General features: G+C 43.2%; 20 protein-coding genes. 13 read left to right on the top strand and 7 right to left on the bottom strand.

The window, feature by feature from the left end; all coding sequences use genetic code 11:
* Position 1: 1 nt before the first annotated feature.
* Complete coding sequence (locus AC3KVK_RS00870) at positions 2–2,089, bottom strand: TonB-dependent receptor, heme/hemoglobin family (protein ID WP_490312521.1); 2,088 nt, start codon at positions 2,087–2,089, stop codon at positions 2–4.
* Between the two features lie 204 nt (positions 2,090–2,293).
* Between AC3KVK_RS00870 and AC3KVK_RS00875 the strand changes: the two genes are divergently transcribed.
* From AC3KVK_RS00875 to AC3KVK_RS00920, 10 genes are all read left to right on the top strand, one after another.
* Positions 2,294–3,190, top strand: coding sequence for a heme/hemin ABC transporter substrate-binding protein (locus AC3KVK_RS00875; RefSeq protein ID WP_490312520.1), 897 nt, complete (start codon positions 2,294–2,296; stop codon positions 3,188–3,190).
* A gap of 2 nt (positions 3,191–3,192) precedes the next feature.
* Positions 3,193–4,248, top strand: coding sequence for a FecCD family ABC transporter permease (locus AC3KVK_RS00880; protein ID WP_490312519.1), 1,056 nt, complete (start codon positions 3,193–3,195; stop codon positions 4,246–4,248).
* 1 nt (position 4,249) lies between these two features.
* Positions 4,250–5,053 carry a heme ABC transporter ATP-binding protein gene (locus tag AC3KVK_RS00885; RefSeq protein WP_490312518.1) on the top strand — a complete coding sequence of 268 codons (804 nt, stop codon included), beginning with the start codon at positions 4,250–4,252 and terminating at the stop codon, positions 5,051–5,053.
* A gap of 189 nt (positions 5,054–5,242) precedes the next feature.
* Positions 5,243–5,923: an ABC transporter ATP-binding protein gene (locus AC3KVK_RS00890; RefSeq protein WP_490312517.1), complete on the top strand. Its 681-nt coding sequence runs from the start codon at positions 5,243–5,245 to the stop codon at positions 5,921–5,923.
* Positions 5,911–6,864, top strand: coding sequence for an HlyD family secretion protein (locus AC3KVK_RS00895; protein ID WP_490312516.1), 954 nt, complete (start codon positions 5,911–5,913; stop codon positions 6,862–6,864). The genes AC3KVK_RS00890 and AC3KVK_RS00895 overlap by 13 nt, the downstream gene beginning before the upstream one ends.
* Positions 6,857–7,867, top strand: coding sequence for an HlyD family secretion protein (locus tag AC3KVK_RS00900; protein WP_490312515.1), 1,011 nt, complete (start codon positions 6,857–6,859; stop codon positions 7,865–7,867). The genes AC3KVK_RS00895 and AC3KVK_RS00900 overlap by 8 nt, the downstream gene beginning before the upstream one ends.
* Entirely contained in the window at positions 7,867–9,057 is a 1,191-nt protein-coding gene (locus AC3KVK_RS00905; RefSeq protein WP_490312514.1) for an efflux RND transporter periplasmic adaptor subunit, read from the top strand. The genes AC3KVK_RS00900 and AC3KVK_RS00905 overlap by 1 nt, the downstream gene beginning before the upstream one ends.
* A 4-nt stretch (positions 9,058–9,061) precedes the next feature.
* Complete coding sequence (locus AC3KVK_RS00910) at positions 9,062–10,297, top strand: ABC transporter permease (protein WP_490312513.1); 1,236 nt, start codon at positions 9,062–9,064, stop codon at positions 10,295–10,297.
* A gap of 322 nt (positions 10,298–10,619) precedes the next feature.
* Positions 10,620–10,937, top strand: a complete 318-nt coding sequence (locus tag AC3KVK_RS00915) for a hypothetical protein (RefSeq protein ID WP_490312512.1) — start codon at positions 10,620–10,622, stop codon at positions 10,935–10,937.
* A gap of 34 nt (positions 10,938–10,971) precedes the next feature.
* Positions 10,972–11,547 carry a CBS domain-containing protein gene (locus AC3KVK_RS00920; RefSeq protein ID WP_490312511.1) on the top strand — a complete coding sequence of 192 codons (576 nt, stop codon included), beginning with the start codon at positions 10,972–10,974 and terminating at the stop codon, positions 11,545–11,547.
* A 57-nt stretch (positions 11,548–11,604) separates the two neighbouring features.
* On the opposite strand, the gene AC3KVK_RS00925 is transcribed toward AC3KVK_RS00920, so the two are convergent.
* Positions 11,605–12,465 carry a PA4780 family RIO1-like protein kinase gene (locus tag AC3KVK_RS00925; RefSeq protein ID WP_490312510.1) on the bottom strand — a complete coding sequence of 287 codons (861 nt, stop codon included), beginning with the start codon at positions 12,463–12,465 and terminating at the stop codon, positions 11,605–11,607.
* A gap of 196 nt (positions 12,466–12,661) precedes the next feature.
* Here AC3KVK_RS00925 and AC3KVK_RS00930 point away from each other — a divergent pair, with 196 nt between their 5' ends.
* From AC3KVK_RS00930 to AC3KVK_RS00940, 3 genes are all read left to right on the top strand, one after another.
* Positions 12,662–14,248, top strand: coding sequence for an alkaline phosphatase (locus AC3KVK_RS00930; RefSeq protein WP_490312509.1), 1,587 nt, complete (start codon positions 12,662–12,664; stop codon positions 14,246–14,248).
* An 11-nt stretch (positions 14,249–14,259) separates the two neighbouring features.
* Positions 14,260–16,080 carry an alkaline phosphatase gene (locus AC3KVK_RS00935; protein WP_490312508.1) on the top strand — a complete coding sequence of 607 codons (1,821 nt, stop codon included), beginning with the start codon at positions 14,260–14,262 and terminating at the stop codon, positions 16,078–16,080.
* A 94-nt stretch (positions 16,081–16,174) separates the two neighbouring features.
* Positions 16,175–16,903 carry a hypothetical protein gene (locus tag AC3KVK_RS00940; protein WP_490312507.1) on the top strand — a complete coding sequence of 243 codons (729 nt, stop codon included), beginning with the start codon at positions 16,175–16,177 and terminating at the stop codon, positions 16,901–16,903.
* Positions 16,904–16,964: 61 nt separating this feature from the next.
* Here AC3KVK_RS00940 and AC3KVK_RS00945 read toward each other — a convergent pair whose 3' ends face one another.
* The 5 genes from AC3KVK_RS00945 to ccoG form a co-directional block, all read right to left on the bottom strand.
* The gene (locus AC3KVK_RS00945; RefSeq protein WP_490312506.1) at positions 16,965–17,345 is read right to left on the bottom strand and encodes a hypothetical protein; all 381 of its coding nucleotides are present in this window, start codon (positions 17,343–17,345) and stop codon (positions 16,965–16,967) included.
* A 174-nt stretch (positions 17,346–17,519) separates the two neighbouring features.
* On the bottom strand, positions 17,520–18,818 hold the full coding sequence (locus tag AC3KVK_RS00950; protein ID WP_490312505.1) for a hypothetical protein: 1,299 nt from the start codon (positions 18,816–18,818) through the stop codon (positions 17,520–17,522).
* A gap of 233 nt (positions 18,819–19,051) precedes the next feature.
* Entirely contained in the window at positions 19,052–20,065 is a 1,014-nt protein-coding gene (locus AC3KVK_RS00955) for a DUF389 domain-containing protein (protein ID WP_490312504.1), read from the bottom strand.
* Positions 20,066–20,122: 57 nt separating this feature from the next.
* Positions 20,123–21,619 carry a glycerol kinase GlpK gene (gene glpK / locus AC3KVK_RS00960; protein WP_490312503.1) on the bottom strand — a complete coding sequence of 499 codons (1,497 nt, stop codon included), beginning with the start codon at positions 21,617–21,619 and terminating at the stop codon, positions 20,123–20,125.
* Positions 21,620–21,967: 348 nt separating this feature from the next.
* Positions 21,968–23,350: a cytochrome c oxidase accessory protein CcoG gene (gene ccoG / locus AC3KVK_RS00965; protein WP_490312502.1), complete on the bottom strand. Its 1,383-nt coding sequence runs from the start codon at positions 23,348–23,350 to the stop codon at positions 21,968–21,970.
* Between the last annotated feature and the right edge of the window lie 69 nt (positions 23,351–23,419).

Raw genomic sequence — 23,419 nt, forward strand, 5'->3', positions numbered from 1 at the left:
CTTAAAATTGATAACTAACTTGCACTTTTGCATTACGGCCAAGGCCATAATTTCCAATCGCGCCACCCGTTCCTGCGACTACCTGATATTCAGTATTTAATAGGTTGTCGAGAGCGAATCTGACGTTAATTTGTTGATTAAGCTGCCAATTTGCGTATGCATTTATTAAGCTGTAGCCATCATGTTGTTTCACCTCGCTTTGGCGTGTATGCATATTGAATGCTTTAACCTCGCGGTCTTGTACATGTTTAAATGTCATACCTACCGATGCATCTTCAAACAATAAACCGGTATCAAACACCAAAGTATCCGCCGGTAATTGCCATAAAGGCTCTTGATTTTGATCATCACCTGCCACTTCGCTATATACGATATTGCTATACATAAAGCGGTTAGCGTAGCTCAGCTCAAATTCATATCCGTCACGATCGTTACTGCCTGCATTGTTATAACGCGGAGCAGGAGCAGGATTAGAGATTGGACTGGTTTGGCTGATAATCTCATCATCTACTGCGGTATCGAAATAAACCACTCGAGCACGCAGGCTATCGTTTTGTAACAGCACGCCATCAAAGCTCGCTGTCGCGCCAATTTCATGGCTTTGGCTGGTTTCTATATCGAGTTTAAAGTTAGGTAAACGCCCACCATATCGGTCATATAACTCATCAATTAATGGTGCGCGGAAACCCTCTTGATAGGTATAAAACAGGTTAATATGGTCATTTGCTTGATAGTTAATCGATGCAGCGGGCACGATGTGATCATGATCTACCTCACCAATGGTTTGGCTAGGCAACTTAGCTAAAAATTCAGCTGTTGGGGTAGATTGGTATTTCTCGTAACGTAAACCAGCAGTTAAAGTGAACGCTTGCCACTGAAATTCGTCTTGTATATACAATGCAAATCGGTCTTGTTCCCCACTCGGTTGTGAACTCATTTGTGATGTGGTTGCAGTGTCACCATATTGTTCACATTGATAGGTAGCGTAATCGATTTTAAGGCATGGGTAAGCTGTTTTATTACCAACGCGCTCTTGACTGGTGTATTGCAGACCATAAGTTAAAGCATGCTGTAAAAAGCGTGATGTGTTACTGATATCAAGCGTATTGAGGTTGTATTGATAGTCTGATTCTAAACCAATAAAGCCCATTAAAGCCGGATCAGCATCACTTTCAGTAACATGGCTTTGGCTTTGACCAAGTTTGACGCTCAAATCAATCCAAGGATTAGTGGGATTGTGATGTGTGTATTCAAAGTTATACGTTGTTTGTGTCACATCACGGTAAACGGTGCCCCAAGCGCCTCGATCTGTCGTATTAAACTCAGCCCGTTGTGCATCTTGATTTTGACTTGCATTGATTGAAATTGCGTGAGTATCATTGATGTCATAGCTGGCTTTGGCGAGCCAAGCATTGCTATTGATGGCTGAGTTTTCAAGGGTCTCATCGTTTGACAGTTCAAAATCATCGCCGCTACGGTCAATGTAGGCAAATAATAAATCAAGTTGCTCAGTCGGTTGGCCGTAGGCAAAAACAGAGGCATTTTTTTGATTGTTGTTGCTATGATGTCCTAGTTTGACTTTTGCACCAAAAGTTTGCTCATCACGTAAAAAATCATTGGCGTCTTTGAGTTCGAATTGGACTAGTCCGCCCAGTGCGCCGCCGCCATGTAAAACTGTGCTTGGGCCACGTTTGATGCTGACGCTGCGATATAACTCTGCATCAAGGAAAACACTCCCCATACGGTACTTTTCAAACGTTTGTACTGCACCGTCTAAAGTCACCATCACATCTTCGGCATCGCTAAAGCCACGAATATCAAATTTGTAACCATTGTTAAATGGACCACCGACTCCAGATGTATTAGGAATTAAGTCAAGGGATTCGAAAATAGAGCCACTGAGTTTGCGTTCAATATCTGCGGTATCGAGTACATTAATCGCTTGTGACGTTGCCAAAGTCGCTTTCTCGGTGCGAGTGGCGGTAACTGTGGTTTTGTCTAGCGTGGTAATTGCGCTGCTGGCAGATGCGTGCTGCAGTGCCCCAAGTAACGATAAAGAAATACAAATTGCGAGTTTTGAACGCAACATAACACTCTCCGAAAAATTAAATAAATCATGATGTGTGTTCGATAGTTAATGCATTAACTGAACAACTCTTTATAAGTTATCAAATAATAATATAAATGAGAAGTGTTATCATTTACATTATTTCAGAAATTGATACAATTCATCTCAGCGAGCCAATACAGTCTTGGCTGTGACGATGGGTTTAAGAGAAAATCAGAGGGTAGAATGATGATAAAAAAAATAGTCTTACTTTGTGCTTTGAGTGTGTTTACTCAGTCTGCGTTGGCCGATGTTCAGCGTGTTGTGGTTTCTGGTGGGTCGATTACGGAAATTATTTATGCATTAGGTCAGCAAGATAAAATAGTGGGGTTAGACAGTACCAGTGTTTTTCCAGCCAGTGCAACCAAAAAACCACAAGTGGGCTATGTGAGACGTATTGGTGTCGAAGGGGTATTAGCCTTACAGCCAGATTTGTTATTGGGTGAAGCCGACACTGGACCAGAAAAGTCACTCCAACAATTACAAGATTTGGGATTAAAAACGGTCATTTTTTCCGAAGAAGATGATTTTTATCATATCGAAGATAAAGTCAAAAAAGTGGCTTCGTTGTTAGATGCCGATCAGCTTGCAAAACCAATTTTGATGGACATTCAACATCAGCGTTCAGTGTTAAAAGGAATTATTGACAATAAACACGGAGCAAGCCCTAGGGTATTATTTGTTTTATCGGCTCGCTCTGGTCAGCCCCTTGCTGCTGGTGCAGGCACCAGTGCCGATCAAGTGATTACCGCTGCTGGAGGGGTTAATTTAACTGCGACATTTGATGGCTGGAAACCTTTATCTGTGGAGTCGGCTGCTGAGCTCAACCCAGATGTGATTATTATGATGGGCCATCAGGGCCGAAATAAAACAGACGAGCTGGCTAAATTGCCTCACTTTCAGTTTTCAAATGCGATTAAAAATCGCCGTGTTCATACCTTTGATGGGGGTTACTTACTTGGAATGGGTCCGCGGACACCTCAAGCTGTGGTGGAGTTAGCCAGCTTGTTACATCTAAATGGACAATTGCCATCAGGTTATCAATTTAGCCATGCAAAAACAGCACAATCAGTGGATCTGTAATTATGTGGGTTGATCAGTCTTTATTGAATAATAAGAGCATGTTAAAGCCAATGTTCATGCCTTTTTTAGCGTGTTTGGTGCTGCTGGTGAGTGTGGTTGGACTTAAAGTCGGCGCCATGTCGATGCCATGGACTGATCTCTTCAAGGTTTTTTTCAATATGCAAGCCAACACTTTGTGGGATGCGGTTATTTGGCATATCCGTTTACCACGCTTGGTTTTATGTATTTTGGTTGGAGCTGGCTTGGGCGCTTGTGGTGCCGCGATGCAAGCTATTTTTCGTAACCCTCTTGCTGACCCTGGTTTAATTGGGGTCGCCGGGGGGGCAGCCTTGGGCGCAGTCAGTATTATCGTTTTAGGCTCGAGTGTTTTAGCCAGTTTCAGTGACGTTTTTGCGATTTATGCCGTGCCAATGGGGGCTTTTTTAGGGGCACTTACGGTCTGTGGGTTTATTTATCGTTTAAGTAGCCATGGTGGTGAATTTACGATTGTCAGTTTGCTTTTAGCGGGTATAGCGGTCAATGCTATTGTTGGTTCATTGATTGGTTTATTGACGTTAGTTAGTAATGATCAACAGCTTCGTGATCTGACTTTTTGGAGTATGGGGTCACTGGCCGGCAATAGCTGGAAAATGATCGTGCCAGTTGCGGTGATTATCGTGTTGTCATGCATTGGGTTGTTGCGCTGTTCATTATCACTCAATCTTTATTTGTTGGGTGAGAATCAAGCTAAGCACTTAGGTTTGAATGTTGTAAAGCTTAAAAAGCAAGTGTTTGTCTGTACAGCACTGTGCCTAGGTGCGGCTGTATCGATTACTGGAGTCATTGGTTTTGTTGGATTTATTGTGCCGCATTTGGTGCGATTAATGATAGGACCAGATCACCGATATTTAATGCCTGCCAGTATGTTGCTCGGTGCTATTTTACTCAGTATTGCCGATTTACTGGCACGGACTTTAATTCTTCCCGCTGAGCTGCCGATTGGCTTATTAACGAGCGCAATTGGTGGGCCGTTCTTTTTAATTATGTTATTCAAAACATTTGCTGTGCAGCGAGGTTAGTATGCTTAAGTTAGATAATGTAACGGTAAAAAAAGGCCATAAAAAGATACTTGATCATGTGTCAATCAGTGTTGAGCCAGGTCAACTGGTGGTGGTGATTGGGCCTAATGGCGCAGGAAAATCGAGTGCATTAAAAGCGATGAGCGGGGATTACAGCGCCGATTTTGGACGCGTCACGCTAAACAATCAGGCATTGGCACGGATGAGTCATGTTCAATTAGCGCAATTACGTGCAGTCATGACCCAAGGTTACGATTTAGCGTTTCCATTTAGCGTTAAAGAAGTGATAGAGATGGGGGGATTTGCGTTTGCGGAGCAGTTGACTCCGAATGAACATCAGCACCAGCTCAATAAAGTGATTCAATTAGTGGGGGTTGAGGGGTTGTTAGATCGTGTATTTACCGTGTTATCGGGTGGCGAGCAACAACGCGTACAACTTGCACGTGTGTTACTGCAGTTACTTCCTGCACTTGAAAAAAACCGTGTCCAGCAGGTAGGCGCTCCTTATTTGTTAATTGATGAACCGACTGCCAGCCTTGATTTATTTCATCAATATCAAGTGATGGAGGTGGCAAAAAACATGGCCAATGAAGGTGCTGGGGTGGTGGCGGTCTTGCATGATTTATCACTCGCTGCCAGCTTTGCAGATTATATTTATGTTATGCAACAAGGTTGCATTGTCGCTGAAGGAGTGCCTGCCGAGGTACTCGAACCCGAGTTACTGCAGTCTGTCTATCAAATGCAGGCGCATTTACATCATGCGCCTCATTGCCACCCTCATTTACAAATCTCTACAATTCGATAAATTCAAATAAAGACCCACCTTCTTTTTCTTCTATGCAGGAGCCATCAGGGCTCCTGTATGCTTTTTTACAGCTCACTATTGGTCGTTGTTAAAAAACAGTTATCAAATTTCTTTACCTAAAAATTGAGCAATTGCATCAAATTCAAACTTGATATACGGTTGTTCGTCAAAAAATAATAAGGAATTTAGATGATTAGGGTTGAGAGTCTAAAACGAAGTTATGGTGAAGGAGAGTCGAAGGTTATCGCATTGAATCAAGTTTCGTTGGAAATAAAAGAAAACGAATTTGTCGCAATTATGGGATCTTCGGGCTCAGGAAAATCAACATTAATGAATATCTTAGGTTGCCTCGATACTCCCAGTGAAGGGGAATATTTTCTATCGGGCGACAGCATTAAACACATCGATGATGAGTCACTATCAAGTATTCGTAATCAAAAGATAGGGTTTGTTTTTCAAACTTTTCATCTGCTCAGTCGTTTAACCGCGTTGCAAAATGTCACGTTGCCACTGCGCTACAGCCTCACGCCTACGGATGAGGCACAGCAAAGAGGCTTAGAGATGTTGGAAAAAGTTGGTTTGGCACATCGCGCCAACCATCGCCCGAACGAAATGTCGGGGGGGCAGCGTCAGCGCGTCGCAATCGCACGTGCGTTAATTAACCGTCCAGCCGTTATTTTTGCAGATGAACCAACCGGGAATTTAGATAGCAAAACATCTCACGAAATAATGACACTACTAACAGAGTTGCACCAGCAAGGGCAAACAATTGTGATGGTGACACATGAAGAAGATATTGCTGAATATGCACAACGTGTGATCCGTATGAAAGATGGCAATATTGTGGAGGACTCAGCATGCGTAGTGTGATATTAGGCAGTGTTTTGCTGATCAGTAGTCCTGCGTCAGTAGCGGGGTTGTTGCTTAGCGGCGAAATAAAAGCACGTGAAAATCAAGGTTTTTTTGCACCCAAAACAGACAGCTGGCGAGTTGAAGTCCAGTGGATGAAGCCTGAAGGTGAAGTGGCTCAACGTGGCGAAGTGGTGGTGGTGTTTGACAGTGGCAGCATTGCCACAGAGATTGAACAAGCGAAAGTAACACTTTTTACCGGTCAAGAAGAACTCCAGCGTGTCAAAACACAAGCAGAACAAACTATTTTCGAGGCTGAGTTTGCGGTTAAGCGCCATCAACTATTGCTTGAAAAAGCGCGTATTGATGCAGGGATCCCAAAAGAAAATCTGAGCGCCTACGATTATGAAAAAAACCAACTTGAATTAGAAAAAGCGTTAATAGAACTCAACAAAGCACAACAAAAATGGCACGAAAGCAAAATCACCAGCCAAGTCGAAATTACAAAACAGCAACTGTTAATAGAAAAAACCACCGCTGATCTAGCTCGAAATGAAAAACAGTTGGCCCAAATGAGTTTGACTGCTGCACAATCAGGACCACTGATTTACGGCAAACACCCTTGGAATGGTGAAAAAAACTTTGTGGGGATGACGGCTCAGCCTGGATGGAATATTGCCGAGATACCTTCTTTAGAAGGCTTATACATTGAAGCATGGGTTCATGAAGTGGATTTTCATCAACTCGCGTTAGGGCAATCTGCTTCATTTAAGCTCGATGCTTACCCTGGGAAAACGTGGAGCGCAAAGACTGCTGTTATTTCGACGCAACCAGAAGAGAAAAAACCTTGGGGGGGAGCGGCTTATTTTAGAACTGAGTTTAGTTTCTCTGCGACTCCGACATTTAAGCTTATTCCTGGAATGAGTGTGCAATTAGCATTAACAGGGGCTGACAATGAATAAAACACTCTTATTTTTGATCGTCTCGGTGTTACTTAATGGTTGCCAGCAAGAAATGACCCGAGAAGAAGCTCGCTCTGAGCAAAGACCCGTTGTTTATGCCAGTGGTGAGCTTGAGTCGGCCGAAAGCTACTTATTAGCTCCGCCTTCGATTAAGCGTATGTGGCAATATCAAATCAAGTTTTTAGCGCCAGAAAATAGCGAAGTCAAACAAGGGCAGGTGGTCATCAAGTTTGATGATAAGCAAGTTCAAGATCAGTTATTAGAAAAAACGGGCGAGCTGGATCGTGCAAAAAAAGCACTTGAAAATCAGGCGTCGAACGAGAAGAAGAATGAGCAAGAGTTGATTTTGGCCGTAGCCGAACAGCAGATGAATTATGATAAAGCTAAGCGAAAGGCTGAAATTATTGATCATTCTCGTTCAGATATTGAACGTAAAAAAGCGCAGATTGACTTTACTATTGCCCAAAATGATTTGGTCTTAGCGAAAAAGAAACTCGACTATCACTATCAGACTACCGAATTAAATCTAAAAATGGCACAAGGAAAAGTGGATCGTTTTGCAGCTGAAGTGAGTGGTTTAACGGATGATATTGAAAAGCTCAAAGTAAAATCACCGATTAATGGGTTTGTCATTTATAAAACCAATTTTGATGACGAAAAACTGTCCGTTGGAGAAACAGCACAATTTGGTCAGGCTGTGGTCGAGGTGGTTGAGTTAGACAAAATGCAAGTTCAAGCGCAGATTGATGAACCAGATAGCGGGAAAATTGAACTAGGTCAGCGTGTTAAAGTAATTTTAGACGGTAGCTCAGAGCGTGTTGTTAATGGCAGAGTGATGAGCCTCGGCAGTGTATTTCGCGAAAAATCGTGGCAAGACAAACGCCGAATTATTGATGCACAGATTTCATTGGATGAGATTGACACTCGCGTGATGCGCCCAGGCATGTCGACGCGGATAGAAATAGACATTGCATCCTCTTTGCACAATCAAGGAGGTGCATAATGGCTAGATATTCAATTTGCTTGGTATTGAGTCTAAGTCTTGTCGGTTGTGGTGGGGAGCCTGTCGCAACAAACCCTCTTCACTATCAGGTGGTTAAACAAGACTTTACTACTCAAGTGCCGGCTAAAGGGTACTTAGAAGCTGTCACGGCTACACCGGTTAATTCGCCATCGGGTTCACGAGGGCCACAAACATTGGCTTGGCTGGCTCCTGAATATTCGCTGGTTAAAAAAGGGGAGGTTGTTGCACGTTTTGAAGGAGAGCGGTTAGAAAATGAACGTGCACAATTGAGTAATGATTTGGCTGTTAATAGTGAAGACAGTCAAGGTAAAAAAGCAGAACTTGACAGCGAAAAAGCGATTTTACAGTTTGATCTGACGGCAGTTGGTCGTGAAAAGCAGTTTTCACAAGATTACAATATTGATGACATTCGCATTCGTTCCAAACTCGATATTATTGATGCGGCACAAAATACCGAATTCTTGCAGGCTAAGGAGCGGTTTTTATCGTGGAATGATCAGCGGTTTTCGCAAAGTTCTGCAGGAGAAATGGCGCTGATAGCCATGAAAGAGGCGCAATTTAATCAACGTATGGAGATGATCGATAGTAACCTTTCATCCCTTGAGGTGATCGCTCCTCATGATGGTTTATTGACTTATGAGGCAAACTGGCGGGGTGAAAAACCGAAAGAAGGGCAAACGTTGTGGCCAGGGCAGAAAATAGCTGAGTTACCCGATACCAGTGTAATGGCGCTTAAACTGTTTGTCGCTGAACGCGAGGCAATCGATTTAGCGGTTGGGCAGCGGGTGACTTTCACACTCAATGCTCAGGCGCAGCATGAGTTTCAGGCCTCGATTAGCGAAGTGAGCCCTTTTCCGCAAAGTATTAAACGGGGCGATCCGCAAAAATTCTATCAGCTGAAGGCTACCCTAGCGGCCACTCAGGCTGACTTTTTTCCGGGGTTGAAGTTGACCGCTGAGATTTTAGTTGCAGAGGTGACTCAGGCGGTTACTGTTCCTAGCCAATCGGTGTTCAAAGAAGAAAACGCTGATTTTATTTACCTTTATCAGCAAGGGGAATACAAAAAGCAACGGGTTGAAATTGGTCAGCGCAGTGCCAGTTTAGTTGAGATCATCAGTGGTGTTGATGTTGGTCAGGTTGTATCCCTTATTTCCCGAGCAGAGAGTTAATTTTATGAAGTACGTTACCTTATTTTACGATACAGCCGCAGAGCTCGCACAACACAAATTACGCACATTTTTGACTTTGCTCGGGATGATTTTTGGTGTTGGCGCGGTCATAGCAATGCTTAATATTGGTAAAGGCGCCGAGCAAGAGGCGTTGAAAATGATTGACTCTATGGGGTTATACAACGTCATTATCAATGCCAAGAAATTTGATAAAAAAGAACTAGCCGAGCAGCGTAAACACTCAGCAGGGTTGTCGATACGAGATGGGGAAGTCAGTGTAGCTTCTTTGCCTTTCGTGACAGGTTTTAGTGCCAAAAAAGAGGTCGAGACCTACCATATTTTTAGTGAGCATGGAAAAAGCGAAGGGCAAGCGGTTGGGGTGAGTGCGAATTATTTTGAATTGGCTCATTTTAAACTCGCGCAAGGGCGATTAATTAACTTGGCTGATGATCAGCGGTTTAAACAAGTTGTTTTGCTTGGCGCGAATACTGCGAAAAACCTTTTTCCTAGCGGCCATGCTTTAGGGCAAACAGTTAAAATTAATCATTTATGGTTTGAGGTGATTGGCGTGTTGGCTGACCCTTATTTAGGCCAAAATGAATTTCAGGGCGTTAAGTTAGGCACGGAACAAGATCAAGTTTTTATTCCGTTAAGAACAGCAATCCATCGCTTCGCTGATAGTGAGCTGGCCAGTGAAATAAGCAGCTTGACGCTTGGTTTAGACAAGTCGGTTGACTCGGTTGTGGCTGCGCAAGCAATTGAGCAATTGTTTAAGCGTCGTCATAATGATATCGAAGACTATGAATTAGTGATCCCCGCGGCTTTATTAGCTCAGCAAAAACAAACCCAGCAAATTTTTAATATTGTTATGTCATGCGTGGCGGGTATTTCTCTGCTCGTTGGGGGGATTGGTATCATGAATATTATGCTTGCCACAGTGCTCGAGCGGACAAAAGAAATTGGTTTATTACGCGCCATTGGTGCCACAGAAAAAGACATTCGCATTCAATTTATTGCAGAAAGTTTTACTATTTCGATTCTCGGAGGGTTACTCGGCGTTGTGTTTGGGATTGTGCTCTCAGAAGTGATTTCGCTCTATTCGCAATGGGCGGTTTCATGGTCGATGAGTGCTATTTTATTGTCATTTAGTATTTGTGCGTCGATTGGGTTGGTGTTTGGTGTCTATCCAGCGATAAAAGCCTCACAGCTTGACCCTATCACTGCGTTGCAAAGTGATTAACTCATTTTCGTCTAAAGTCAGCGAAGTTGCAGAGTCAAACAGGACTCAGTAACTTCATATGATTTTGAATACTCATCAATATTACCTTTTTATCCACAATTCAATACAGCCTTTTTAGCTTCAATAGGAATAGCACGCCAATTGAAATAAGGGTTTCTTTCTTAGGAGGTGCGCGCTACAACATGATGTTGAACAGTTACTTTTTATAAACAATTTTTATTTTCAAGGTCTTATAAAATAGATGCGTTGAAGTGATTATATAGGTTGTAAATTTAACAAAAATGCCTTATTTATTAAGTATGGCTGTTGTAGAGGTAGCGTCATGGCACATCATGGTTCAATAATAAAACACGGGATTTCGCTTAGCTGCGCAATCGCTTTTATGTGTTTTTCAGCATGGTTTAGCCACAGTGAAGTATCATTACACAGCCCCGCTGTGGAATGGGCCGCCAATTTAGATGATGTCCTGACTGCTGATTGGCAACTAGAACATGGCGATGACGTTGCTAATTTATGTGTGCTCCAACTCAGTCACGGCATTTACAGTGAGCCCGAAAGTGAGTTTGCTTCTTTTCCCTTATTACCTAAGCGCTATTGTGTTGCGGTTGGCCGAGCCCCTCCAAATAAATTTATTAGTTAAAAAACAATTTTAATAAATTTTTATGGTGGTCAATATGAATACATTTAAAGAACTCAATACAAAAACTATTGAGAATTGCGCGCTGCTTCAACCAACAGAACAAGTTGCATTAACGCTAAACGATCCTGTTAAAACAATTGTGACTGATTTTATTAGCTACAACCCATTACGATTAATTGGCACAACAGGCATTGATGATGCACTGGTTTCATTACGGGAGGCGGCGACATCTTTTATTTTGGTGCTCGATGAAAATGCACGTTTTTCTGGTGTGATTTCTGCCGCAGATTTGCAGTCTGCAAAGGTGTTAAGTTTAGCGACCCAACTAGGTTTAACACGAAAAGACCTGACAATTGAAGATATGATGACTCCGATTAAAAAAGCTCAAGGAGTCAGTTTACGCTATATGGAAACGGCGACGATTGGCGATACACTACACACCATGCAAAAGCGTGGAGCGATGTTTTTGTTGGTGTTATCGACAGATAATCAAGTATGTGGATTAATTTCTGCCAGAGAAATCTCTCGTAGGCTGAATATTCCCTTGCATATTACACCCATTGCAAATGGGTTCCATGAAGTGATGATGTCGGTCGATCATCCTCATTAGAGCAGGATGTAACATGCAGTAAAAAGCCCATTTAAAATGGGCTTTTTTATGTTGAGATTATTGATCTGGCTGTTCAGAAGCTTCTATGCGTGCTTGGTTTTCGCGCATTTGCTCAAATGCAGCTTTTATTTCATCCAGTACGGAGTCGACATCGGCATTGTGTTCATCTTGTGCTATCACGCCAAATAGCTCTATTTCTGGGCTCAAATCTCCAGATTCGTATAAGGCCCACATTTCTTCACCAAAATGAGTATCAAGTAGCTCGGGGGCGTACTGACCATAGTAATGTCGCATATTATGTACATCACGTAAGAACATACGTTCTGCATTGTTATTAGCCGCAGCATTAACGGCTTGTGGTAAGTCAATTACGATTGGACCATCTTGATCGACGAGCACATTAAACTCAGATAAATCGCCATGAACAATACCGGCACATAACATCAAGCGAATGTAGTGGATCATGGTGGCATGATCTTCAATCGCCTGTTCGGCGCTCATGCTAACATCGTTGAGCCGAGGTGCGATATCGCCATCTTCATCGGTCATTAAATCCATCAGTAATACGCCATCGTAGCAGCCATAAGGGTGAGGAACTCGCACACCAGCTTTGGCTAGCGTAAAGAGAGCGTCGACTTCAGCATGTTGCCATGCGCTTTCTTGCTCTGCTCGGCCAAATTTAGAGCCTTTTTCCATTGCACGCGCGCGTCGACTATTACGTACCTTCCGACCTTCTTGATACTGAACCGCCTGTTTGAAGCTGCGCTTTGCTGCGTCTTTGTAAACTTTCGCGCAGCGAATATCTTCGCCACAACGTACGACATAAACGCTGGCTTCTTTGCCGCTCATTAACTGGCTAATGACTTCATCAACCAAACCGTCTTCGATCAACGGTAAAATTTGTTTTGGTGTTTTCATAGCGCACTTATACCGCACTTCAGGGGAGATGTAATCATTGAACAAAAAATAATTAGTGTTTAGAGGCGATTGTCATAAAAAAGCCGCTGTAGAGTCACGGCTCAGTCATCAAAATTTTATGAAACAGCAACACTCACCGACTAGAGTATCCACGCTGATAGATGCATTCGCACATTCAAAAAACACGGGAAACAACATGAAATTTAACAAGCTTGCGCTGGCAATAGCCGCGCTTTCGATGGCTTCGGGTAGTGCAATGGCCAAGGTGCTACCAGATGTCCAAAAAAATTCACTCTGGTATAGCGCCGCACAAGACAAAATTGTCGATAAACAGACAATGCTGAAAATGGCAAAAGCGAAAAATGTTATTTTATTTGTTGGTGATGGGATGGGGATCTCAACCCTGACTGCAGCACGTATTTTAGAAGGGCAAAATAAAGGGCTATCAGGCGAAGAAGGGTTGTTAAGTTTTGAACAATTTCCTTATTCAGCGCAGGTGAAAACTTACAATGTCGACGCACAAACCCCAGACTCAGCAGGCACCATGACAGCGATGGTTTCGGGTGTGAAAACCGATGCGGGCGTGATTGGAGTGGATGCGGATATTGAACGTGGCAATTGTATTACAGTTGCGGGTAATGAGTTGGTTACAGCGCTTGAATTAGCAGAGATCAAAGGGTTGGCAACTGGGGTAATTTCAACTGCGCGGATTACACATGCGACACCCGCTGCGACCTATGCCAAGTCGGCTGATCGAAATTGGGAAGATGTATCAGATATGCCTGATGCTGCAATCGCTGCAGGCTGTGAAGATATCGCCTCCCAATTAGTTAATTTCGAAAAGAATCTTGAAGCGCGTTACTTAGGTGTCGATGTCGACGGCCTCGAAGTAATAATGGGTGGAGGCCGTCGTCACTTTTTACCAAAAGATGCGGCGTTTAACTCCTCTGATGCCCGAAGTGCAGTTGAAGGCGATCGTACCGATGGCCGTGATTTAACCGCAGAGTGGCAAACGCACTATCCGACGGGGCAATATGTGATAGACCAAGCTGGTTTTGACGCAATTAATGCCGATACAACCTCGCATTTATTTGGATTGTTCAACGAATCACATATGCAATATGAAGCTGATCGAGCGAATGATATTGCTGGTGAACCTTCTTTGACACAAATGACCACAAAAGCGATCGATATTTTAGATAATGCAGACAAAGGGTTCTTTTTGACCGTTGAATCGGGGCGAATAGATCACGGTCACCATGCAGGAAGCGCCTACAATGCACTGACTGATGCCATTGAGTTAAGTAACGCAGTCCAAGCTGCTGTTGATGCTACTAACCCAGAAGAAACCCTTATTTTAGTGACTGCCGATCACAGTCATGTCTTTACCATTGCAGGTTATCCAAAACGGGGAAATCCAATTTTAGGTAAAGTGGTTGGGGTTGGTAAAACAGAGCCAACACTTGCCAAAGATGGCATGCCGTATACCACTTTAGGTTATAGCAATGGCTTAGGGTTTCGTGATCTAGGGGATGAGACCAATGCGGATGCTTCTTACAGCAAACCTGCTGTGGTTACGGGTCGTCAGGATTTATCAAGTGTTGACACAACCTCGTCCGGTTTTCATCAAGAGGCATTGGTACCGCTGGGTTCTGAAACACACGCAGGTGAAGATATTTCATTGCATGCACAAGGGCCAGGAGCGCAGTTTGCGCAAGGGGTTATCGAACAAAGTGTCGTTTTCCATCTTATTAATCAGTCACTTGGCTTAATAGAGCAATAGTAGGTATCACAATGAAAAAATTAACACTTCTTTCGGTCGCAGTGACGGTAGCATTAGCGGGCTGTTCGGGTGACGACGGTAAAAATGGCCAAAATGGTATTGACGGTGCAAACGGGTTATCAAGCCTAGTATTACAAACGCAGTTATCTGTTGGCGATACGGTGTGTCGCAATGGTGGCGTTAAAATTGATTCAGGCCTTGATGCGGATAACAATGGCGCATTAAGCGCTGATGAAGTAAGTGGCACTGAGCACGTGTGTGCACCGACCATCACCAGTTTACATGCTGAAGATGTCGCTGTTACAGCGAATAATACGTGGTTCAGTGAAGGTGAAGACCAAGTGGCGATGGCTAAATCGTTGGCAGCAAAAATAGCTAAAGAGTCAGGTAAAGCGAAAAACGTAATTTTATTTGTCGGTGATGGCATGGGAATTTCGACTGTGACTGCCGCACGGATTTTAGAAGGGCAGCATAAAGGTAAGTTAGGTGAAGAGCACTCACTGAGCTTTGATAAAATGCCATTTTCTGGTTTTTCTAAAACTTATAATGTTGATGCTCAGACCCCAGACTCTGCGGGTACGATGACCGCAATGATTGCGGGTGTGAAAACCGATATTGGCGTTGTGGGGGTTGCTGAAGCGGTGGAGCGAGGTAATTGTCTATCAACCAAAGGGCAAGAGCTGGTGAGTGCAGCAGAGTTGGCTGAATTGGCAGGTAAATCGACCGGTGTTATTTCCACAGCCCGCATCACCCATGCAACCCCAGCAGCAGCGTATGCAAAATCAGCTGATCGTAATTGGGAAGACATCTCAGATATGCCAGCAAATGAAGCCGAAAACTGCGAAGATATTGCTCTTCAGCTGGTTAATTTTGAAAAAAATCTAGAGGCGCGCTTTGCCGGAGTCGATGTTGATGGGCTCGATGTGGTAATGGGCGGCGGGCGTCGTCACTTTTTGCCAAAAGATGCAGCGTATAACTCTGTCGATGCGGTCAGTGCAGTTGAAGGCGACCGTACCGATGGCCAAGATTTAACAGCGCAATGGCAAGCACAGTACCCGACTGGTAAGTATGTTGTCGATCAAGCTGGCTTTGATGCAATTAACCCAGCGCAAACAAATAAGGTATTTGCATTGTTTAACGAGTCGCATATGCATTATGAAGCCGATCGTGAAAACGATATCGCTGGCGAGCCATCATTAAGTGAAATGACAGCCAAAGCAATTGATATCTTAGACAATAATGATAAAGGCTTTTTCTTAACGGTTGAAGCTGGGCGAATCGATCACGGTCACCATGCGGGTAATGCCCATGGAGCGTTAACCGACACCATTGAGTTTTCGAAAGCAGTGCAAGCTGCGATGGATGCAACCAGTGAAGAAGATACGTTAATTATAGTGACGGCAGATCATAGCCATGTATTCACCATTGCAGGTTATCCAAAACGCGGTAATCCAATCTTAGGCAAGGTGGTCGGCATTGGTAAAGATCAACCGAGCCTTGCGGCAGATGGTATGCCTTACACAACCGTTGGATATAGCAATGGCGGTGGCTTTAAAAATTTAGGCCAAGAAGCTGATGCAGACCAAGGCTACTATCACTCAGTGGCAGCAGGTCGTGTTGATTTAACAGCTGTAGATACGACTGTACCAGGCTTTTTTCAAGAAGCGATGGTGCCATTATCATCTGAAACTCATGCCGGTGAAGATGTTGGGATTTATGCATCGGGTCCGGGCGCGCATTTAGTGACGGGCACAAACGAACAAAGCTATATTTTCCATGTGATGGACTATGCTGCTGATTTGGTTAAAAAGGCTGAAGCCGCTGTACTGTAACATGCGTTAAATTGACATAATTAACACATAAAACTGTCAATAAACGGCATTAAAGTAAGGGCCAATTAAGGCCCTTTTTTATTGAGATGTATGTATGAACCCCTTTCTTTGTAGCCTCCCTTTTTTAGCGAGTTTTTCTAGCGCGGCATTGACGCTGCAATGCCCAACAGGTGACAACCAACTTGGTGCACAGTATCAAATTGAATACACCAAAAATGGGCAAAGCCAAATCGAGACCTTTGAGTTATGGCGCAGTGGCCAACAAGTGGCACACTCAGGTAAGCAAAATAACATTACCGAGGTGTGGCAAAAACTCAGTAATGGCCAAATCAGACCCATTCGTTATTTTGAAGACTACCAGCATGGCATCGAGTACCAACCCATCGACTTAACTGGGCAAGGCAGCGTTCCTGCGTGGCAAGATAAATATCAGCTTATTACTCAGCAGCAGCTTAATAACATGTCGTTAAAGGAGCAATCTGGTGAAGGGTGTAGTGAAGTGCAGAAGTTCGAATTGAATAACGAAACGATACAATTAACCGTTGAATGGCTACCACAGCTGCATTTGGTTAAATCGTTGCAAGCGGTTAGGGCGCACCACACTGAACAATGGCAGTTAGATAATCTGATTATCGCAACGCAGCAAGTGAGTGATAAATTCCGCTATTGGGATAATTTTCAAACCACCGATTATGCCGATATTGGAGATAATGAATCCAACCCGCTCTTGGCAAAAATGATTAAACAGGGATTTATTGAACACGGGGCATCAGGGTTTTATCATGCCGACGGCACGGTTATTGGTAAGGGGCATCACCATTAGTCCGCACTACTGTTACATAAACAGGGGCTAAATTGGCCCCTATTTGATCTTTATTAGTCTATTAGTGATTGATAGCTTCACCATTAATGATTTTTATCAAGCTGGTAATAAATAGTGTGACAGCATCAAGGTCTGCAAATTTAAATGCCAATCCATAGTGGATGGGTTTACTGCTTTTAAAAATTCGGGTTGGAAAGCGAGTCATCTCTGCGCTATGGAAATACCCTTCTTTGTATTTTATGCCGGTTAATGCGACTAAGTCAGGTAAAAAAACTTCATAAGCTGGACGAATAATCAGTTGCGGGATCTGGTTGTCGACGTGCAAGTAAAAAGCTTCTTTGCTGTTAGGCAACATGTATTCCGTGAGATTTTTAATATTAAAATTAGATCGACACTGCAATTCAGTTAATAACTCGGTGGTTTGTTGCAAACTGATAGCCAAGATGAGCTCCAAAAAAACGTTGTATTTTAACCCATTAGACGTGATGTCAGTCCTGATGGCAAGAAAAGAAAAAGAGCCCACAAAGCGCAGGGGCGCAAAGTGGGCTACGGGAACAACAACTCTTTTCAGGGAGATTGCGGGTCCATGGGGAAACAGACTCGCAAACGGGTTACGCTAGTGATCGTGCTCTTCAGGGATCCCTAACCAAATTAGTTTATTTGGCACAAAATCAAGCGTTAAGATTGTTTCTGCACTTTGTTGTTCAAGGTCGACCGCCAGCACTTGTTTTGTTTCTTGAGCGGCAATATAAACTGTGTCGCTGGCTGATGAGGTGGTCAATGTGTATGTACCCTTTACTTCATCAAGTACTTTAAAGCGACTCGTTACTTGCCATTGTGCAGATTCAGCAAAAATATTGATAAACCCTTGGTTATCGAGTACAGCCATGATCCCGTGTGCTTCACTGAAACTATACGCAACAACCGTGACACTCTCATCGCTACGCCAGTTAATTTCACTCATTGTATGTGTTTCACTATCAATTAAGTAAAAATAATTGCGTTGGGCATTTGCAATGTAAAGGTGCGATTCATGGCTAGCTTTTAGGGTTCCAATACGTGCCCCTTCTGGCATAGAATCAAGGTTACTAATTTTACTGCCGGTGAAATTTTCATCCTCTTGAGTTACCAGTAGCACACCATCGGTACAACCAAATGCGATAGAGTCATGATTTTGTGCACTGCCATGTAAACCTGGGCAATTTGGCTCAATACGTTGCTCTTGATGGAAGTGATCGTCGTGCTGGTGGAAAACATCTACAAAATCGGGTAACACCGATGTTGCTTGGTCACTACGATAAGTCGCAAGTACGATATCTTCACGTAATTGAGCTGTACCATGCATTGCACGGTCTAAGGTATGACTGGCTAATTGAGTATTTTTTTCAATTGCTTCATCATCGAGTACGATAAAACCAGCCGGAATATTCAGCTCGTCATTGCCATCGATAAATAATGCTGCACGCTCATGTGCTACATCGAAATGCGTTGGTTTAGCAGCCGATATTTGAAAGCTACTCAAAGCAGGGTCTTCTTGATATGGGTGTAAGTGGTCGCCATGGTTTTCTTGGTAAAGGCCACCATCAACAAACTCGACAAGATCTTGATTGCGTTGAACGAGCACACCGTAGCGTAAACCTGGGCTTGCATATAAACCACTGACTACATTGGTGGTATTAAACGTCTCAAGCAGCTGATTTTCGTCGAGTTCGAAAACAGAAACCGCTGCATTATCTTTATCAGTGATCACTAAGCGACCATTAGATTCAATCGTGCTGTGATCATGACCATCGCCTTTGTCTGTTGATTTTTGCTGATTTTGCTCAGCGGTCATTTTATCAATTTCACTATTACAAGCTGTTAAGCTGACAAGTGCACAAAATATAGCGGCAAGTTTAAAACGATGAGAACGCATTGGCGGTAAAAAACCTATGTTTTGTTATAATATAACGAAATGATATATTATAACGTTTTTGCTGTGAAGTGCTTTTTGAATTAAATTGAGCAAAATTTAAAAATTATAAGATGATTGATGTGAGTGCCAGCGAATAAAACTAAAAAACCTGTGCCAGCAGGTTTTTTAGTTTACCGTCATGCTAAAACAGGGCAATGAAACGTGTTCGAGCATGAGATCCATTGTGATGGCGTTTAAAAGCTCGAAAAGTCACTTAACCCAAAATCGTTCACATCCCCATTTCTATCTATTATGTCTATTCGAATATAGCGGATTCTGACTTCGATATCCGCTTGGATCCCTTCGTTAGTCAGTCGAGACTCTAGCTGCTGCACTACGGTTTTTTCGGGTTTGACTGGTGCACGCAAGACTACTTTGACTCGCCATTTTTTATTCGTTTCTTCTAAAGAAATTTTGATAATGTTCACTGCATTAAAGGTGCTGAGTTCTTGTGTGATGACACGTCGTATTTTGCTCTCGAAAAGCTGTTTTTTAACAATAACCTGTAAATTGACAATCAGCGCGCCGCTAATCATTATCAGCAAAGCAATCGAGATGAAATTTCGTTTAATTACAGCGAGTAAACTAGTATCTTGCCATGCTGAAAAACCATGAAATCCATTGACCCAAAGCACAATTGACGAAATAAACTGGATCGCCAAAATATTGGTAAGCGTTAACAGTACCGCCCCTTGGGCTAAAGAGAACTCTCCTTTACTCAATAATATGCTCGCTGCACACAGAGGCGGGACGAGCGCTGTCGCAATAGCGACCCCAACAAAAGAAGTGCTTAATCTAGGGGATATAGTGGCGTATGCGCCCGCAGCTCCGCCTGCTAAAGCAATCATTAAATCAATAAAATTAGGTGATGTTCGCGCCATTATCTCTGGTGTGATTGGAATATCTTGATGGATGACACCAATTAAAAATGCCACAACAGAGACCAGTAAAGAACCTAAAACAATCGATTTCAAGGAATGGTTTAACAAGCTTTTGTCGTTTTCAACAACACTCAGTGCTAAGCCCAAAATGGGTGAATACAAGGTGGCGACAATCATGGCGCCAATGACAACGGCCGGGCTATTGGCGAGCAAACCATAGCTGGCAATAATCGCGGCCAGTGCGTTCATAATTACAAAGGCAATATCAATTTTGGCATTAAGCTGTATTGTTTGTCTGGTATGTTCTTTAAATTTAATAATATCCATAGGTTAACCTAGCCGAAATGATACCGTGTGATTTTGGTAGAAATAACATGCACCTGCTTACTCAGTGACACGTGATAATGCATCGTACCAACCTTGCAGTAAGAGGTGTCGTTGCTCAGGTGGCATACTAGCGCTAAAAGTCATTTTAGTATCTACTTTTTGCATTATCTCTGCCATATCGCCCCAAAATCCGACCGCTAGGCCAGCAAGAAATGCTGCGCCTAACGCCGTAGCTTCGGTCTGTTTGGGTTTGATAACAGAGACTTCGCTGATATCAGCCTGAAACTGCATCAAGAAATGATTATTTACTGCGCCGCCATCCACGCTTAGTTCGCGAAGGTGTAGCTGGCTGTCTTGGCACATGGCCTGAAGTAAATCTTGGCTTTGATAAGCGATGGCTTCTAAAGCTGCCCGAATTATATGATTGCGGTTTGTGCCTCGAGTTAAGCCAATTAATGCACCTCGCGCATCGGGATCCCAATGTGGCGCACCTAAACCGACAAATGCAGGGATCAAGTAAACACCTTGGGTGTCGTCAACTTGAGTGGCAAAATACTCGGTATCTTTCGCATCACGGATTAAGCCAAGTTCATCTCTGAGCCATTGAATGGTGGCCCCACCCATAAAAACAGCGCCTTCAAGGGCGTAATTAATGTCACCTGTCGGGCCGATAGCAACGGTTGTTAGCAAGCCATGTGTTGATTTTACGGCCTCCTTTCCTGTGTTCATTAATAAGAAACACCCGGTGCCATAAGTGTTTTTAGCACTACCTGCAGAGGTACAACCATGACCAAATAAAGCGGCTTGTTGATCGCCTGCCACCCCGGCGATACGAATTTCGCTGCCTTCACCTGCGATGCGGGTGGTGCCATAAATAGAGGAAGAAGGCAGGACTTGGGGTAATAAGCTTGCTGGAATATCAAAGAGCGAAAGTAACGAGTTATCCCACGCTTGCTGGTGGATGTTATACAGCATGGTTCGTGACGCATTGGTAGGATCGGTAGCATGTACTTTGCCTTCAGTGAGCTTCCACAGCAGCCAAGTATCAATGGTGCCAAACAGAAGTTGGCCACGCTCTGCTTGCGCTCGGGCATTGGGCACGTTATCGAGCAGCCATTTTATTTTACTGGCTGAAAAATAAGGGTCGAGGACTAAGCCCGTTGCAGCCGTAATGGCATCTTGATGACCTTGTTGTTTAAGGTGTTGGCAAATATCGTTGCTGCGTCGGCACTGCCAAACAATGGCATTGTGAATGGGTTTGCCAGTGTGTTTATCCCAAATGACCGAGGTTTCTCGTTGGTTGGTGATACCGATTGCTGCGACTTCATCACTGTGGATCCCTGCACTGGCAAGCGCCTCAATTAACGTTGAACTTTGAGTGGCCCAAATTTCCATTGGGTCGTGCTCAACCCACCCCGCTTTTGGATAATGCTGAGTAAATTCACGCTGTTTGCAGCTGATGATCTGTGCATTATGATCGAAAATAATGGTGCGAGAGCTTGTGGTGCCTTGATCGAGTGCAATAATATATTTTTTGTTTTTCGTGTTTGTCATTCAGTTTTTACCTGTTGCCAAATCGCGACCCACACTGAGCAAGCCTGTCACTTAGCTGTGTATTTTGCATCGCTGTGCAGTACGTTTTACGGTTCAGTGGTTTATTTTTCGGTCTGTTACTGGATTTAATTTCATCATAACGAGGCAATGAGAGACTGACCATGAAAAAATTCGCGCGAGTGTGTTTATTTGCGATAAACGCTGTTGAACTGAGGGGCCTTAAGTTGACACTGACGTTGTTTAACTTTAGTGAGCGAGTTAGAAAAATAACCAGATAGTGATGATTAAAAAAACACTCTGCAAACTTGTATACACAAGCTGCAGAGTACGGTTGGGATCAATCAAAGGTTAATTTTTATAAAATTTCGATGCTTTGCTTAACGACATATTGCTCTCATCAAGTGCGGTGACGGTAAACGTGATATCGGTCACTTTATTAGGTAAGTCATAGCCATCAGCAATCAGAGTAACCGGAACTTTTTGCATGACTCCGGGCAAAACAGTGATTGTGTTAGGTGCGTGCAACTGTGCTTGTACTATGCCAGATGCTTCGATTTTAAAACGCTGAATTTGCTGTGTTTTGTTGCTGATAGTGAGGGTGTAGGGGTTTTCTATCAAGCCTTCAAAGTTCATTCTGTACAGGGTATTTCGATCTCGTAATACTGAAACTTCAAGTGGCACACGAACCGCTAACCAGATAGCCATTATTATAAAAGTAGCTAAGGTAAACACGGCATAACCGACTAATTTCAATCGCCAAGGATTTGTTGATTGACCCTTGAGGTTATTTTCGCTGGTGTATTGGATGAGGTTCCTATCATAACCAAATTTATCCATAGTTTGATTACAAGCATCGATACACAAACCGCAGTTAATACATTCGTATTGCAAGCCATTTCGGATATCAATGCCCGCAGGGCACACGTCCACGCATAAATTACAATCGACACAATCGCCGAGGTTGTTACTTTTAGGATCTTCTTTGCGTTTACGTGGACCGCGGCTCTCACCGCGTTCGCTATCATAAGTGACAAGCAAGGTATCTTTGTCGAACATTACAGATTGAAAACGAGAATACGGGCACATATAAATGCACATTTTTTCCCGTAACCATCCTGCATTGCCGTAAGTGCATACGGTAAATAAGAAGACCCAGAATACCACTAAGCCACTGGCTTGCCAGGTAATTAAATCGCCATAGAGTTGATACACGGGGACGAAATAACTCATAAAAGTGGTCGCGGTTAGCACAGACATTACTAACCAAATGCTATGTTTAGCCGTTTTTATTGCAATTTTCTGTGTATTTAAAGGCGATTTATCAAATTTGATTCTTTGATTGCGAGTGCCTTCTATTTTGTGTTCAACCCAGATAAACATCAGCATCCATACTGTTTGTGGGCAAACATACCCACACCACACGCGGCCTAACCAGTTAGTTACAAAAAATAAGGCAAAAGCACCAGCCATAAATAAACCTGCAACTAACATAAAGTCTTGCGGCCACAAGGTGAGTGAAAAAATACGAAATTGTTGATTGGCCACATCAAATAACACAGCCTGCTCTCCTCGATACGAAATAAAGGGCACTAAAATAAAACAGAGCATTAATAGCCAATTTAAACTACGCCGGTATTGCTGGAATCGGCCCTTTTGCTCTCGCACATAAATACTTTGATCTTGCTTGTAAGGCTTTATGATCAAATCTTCTTCTTTTATATCAAACTTCATAGTGGTTCTCGCTAACGGTGATAACGAGATATCTCAAAGATTATGCCAAGATTAATCAATCTTAACTTC

It is taken from the genome of Pseudoalteromonas sp. J2K-J979, from assembly GCF_058169715.2.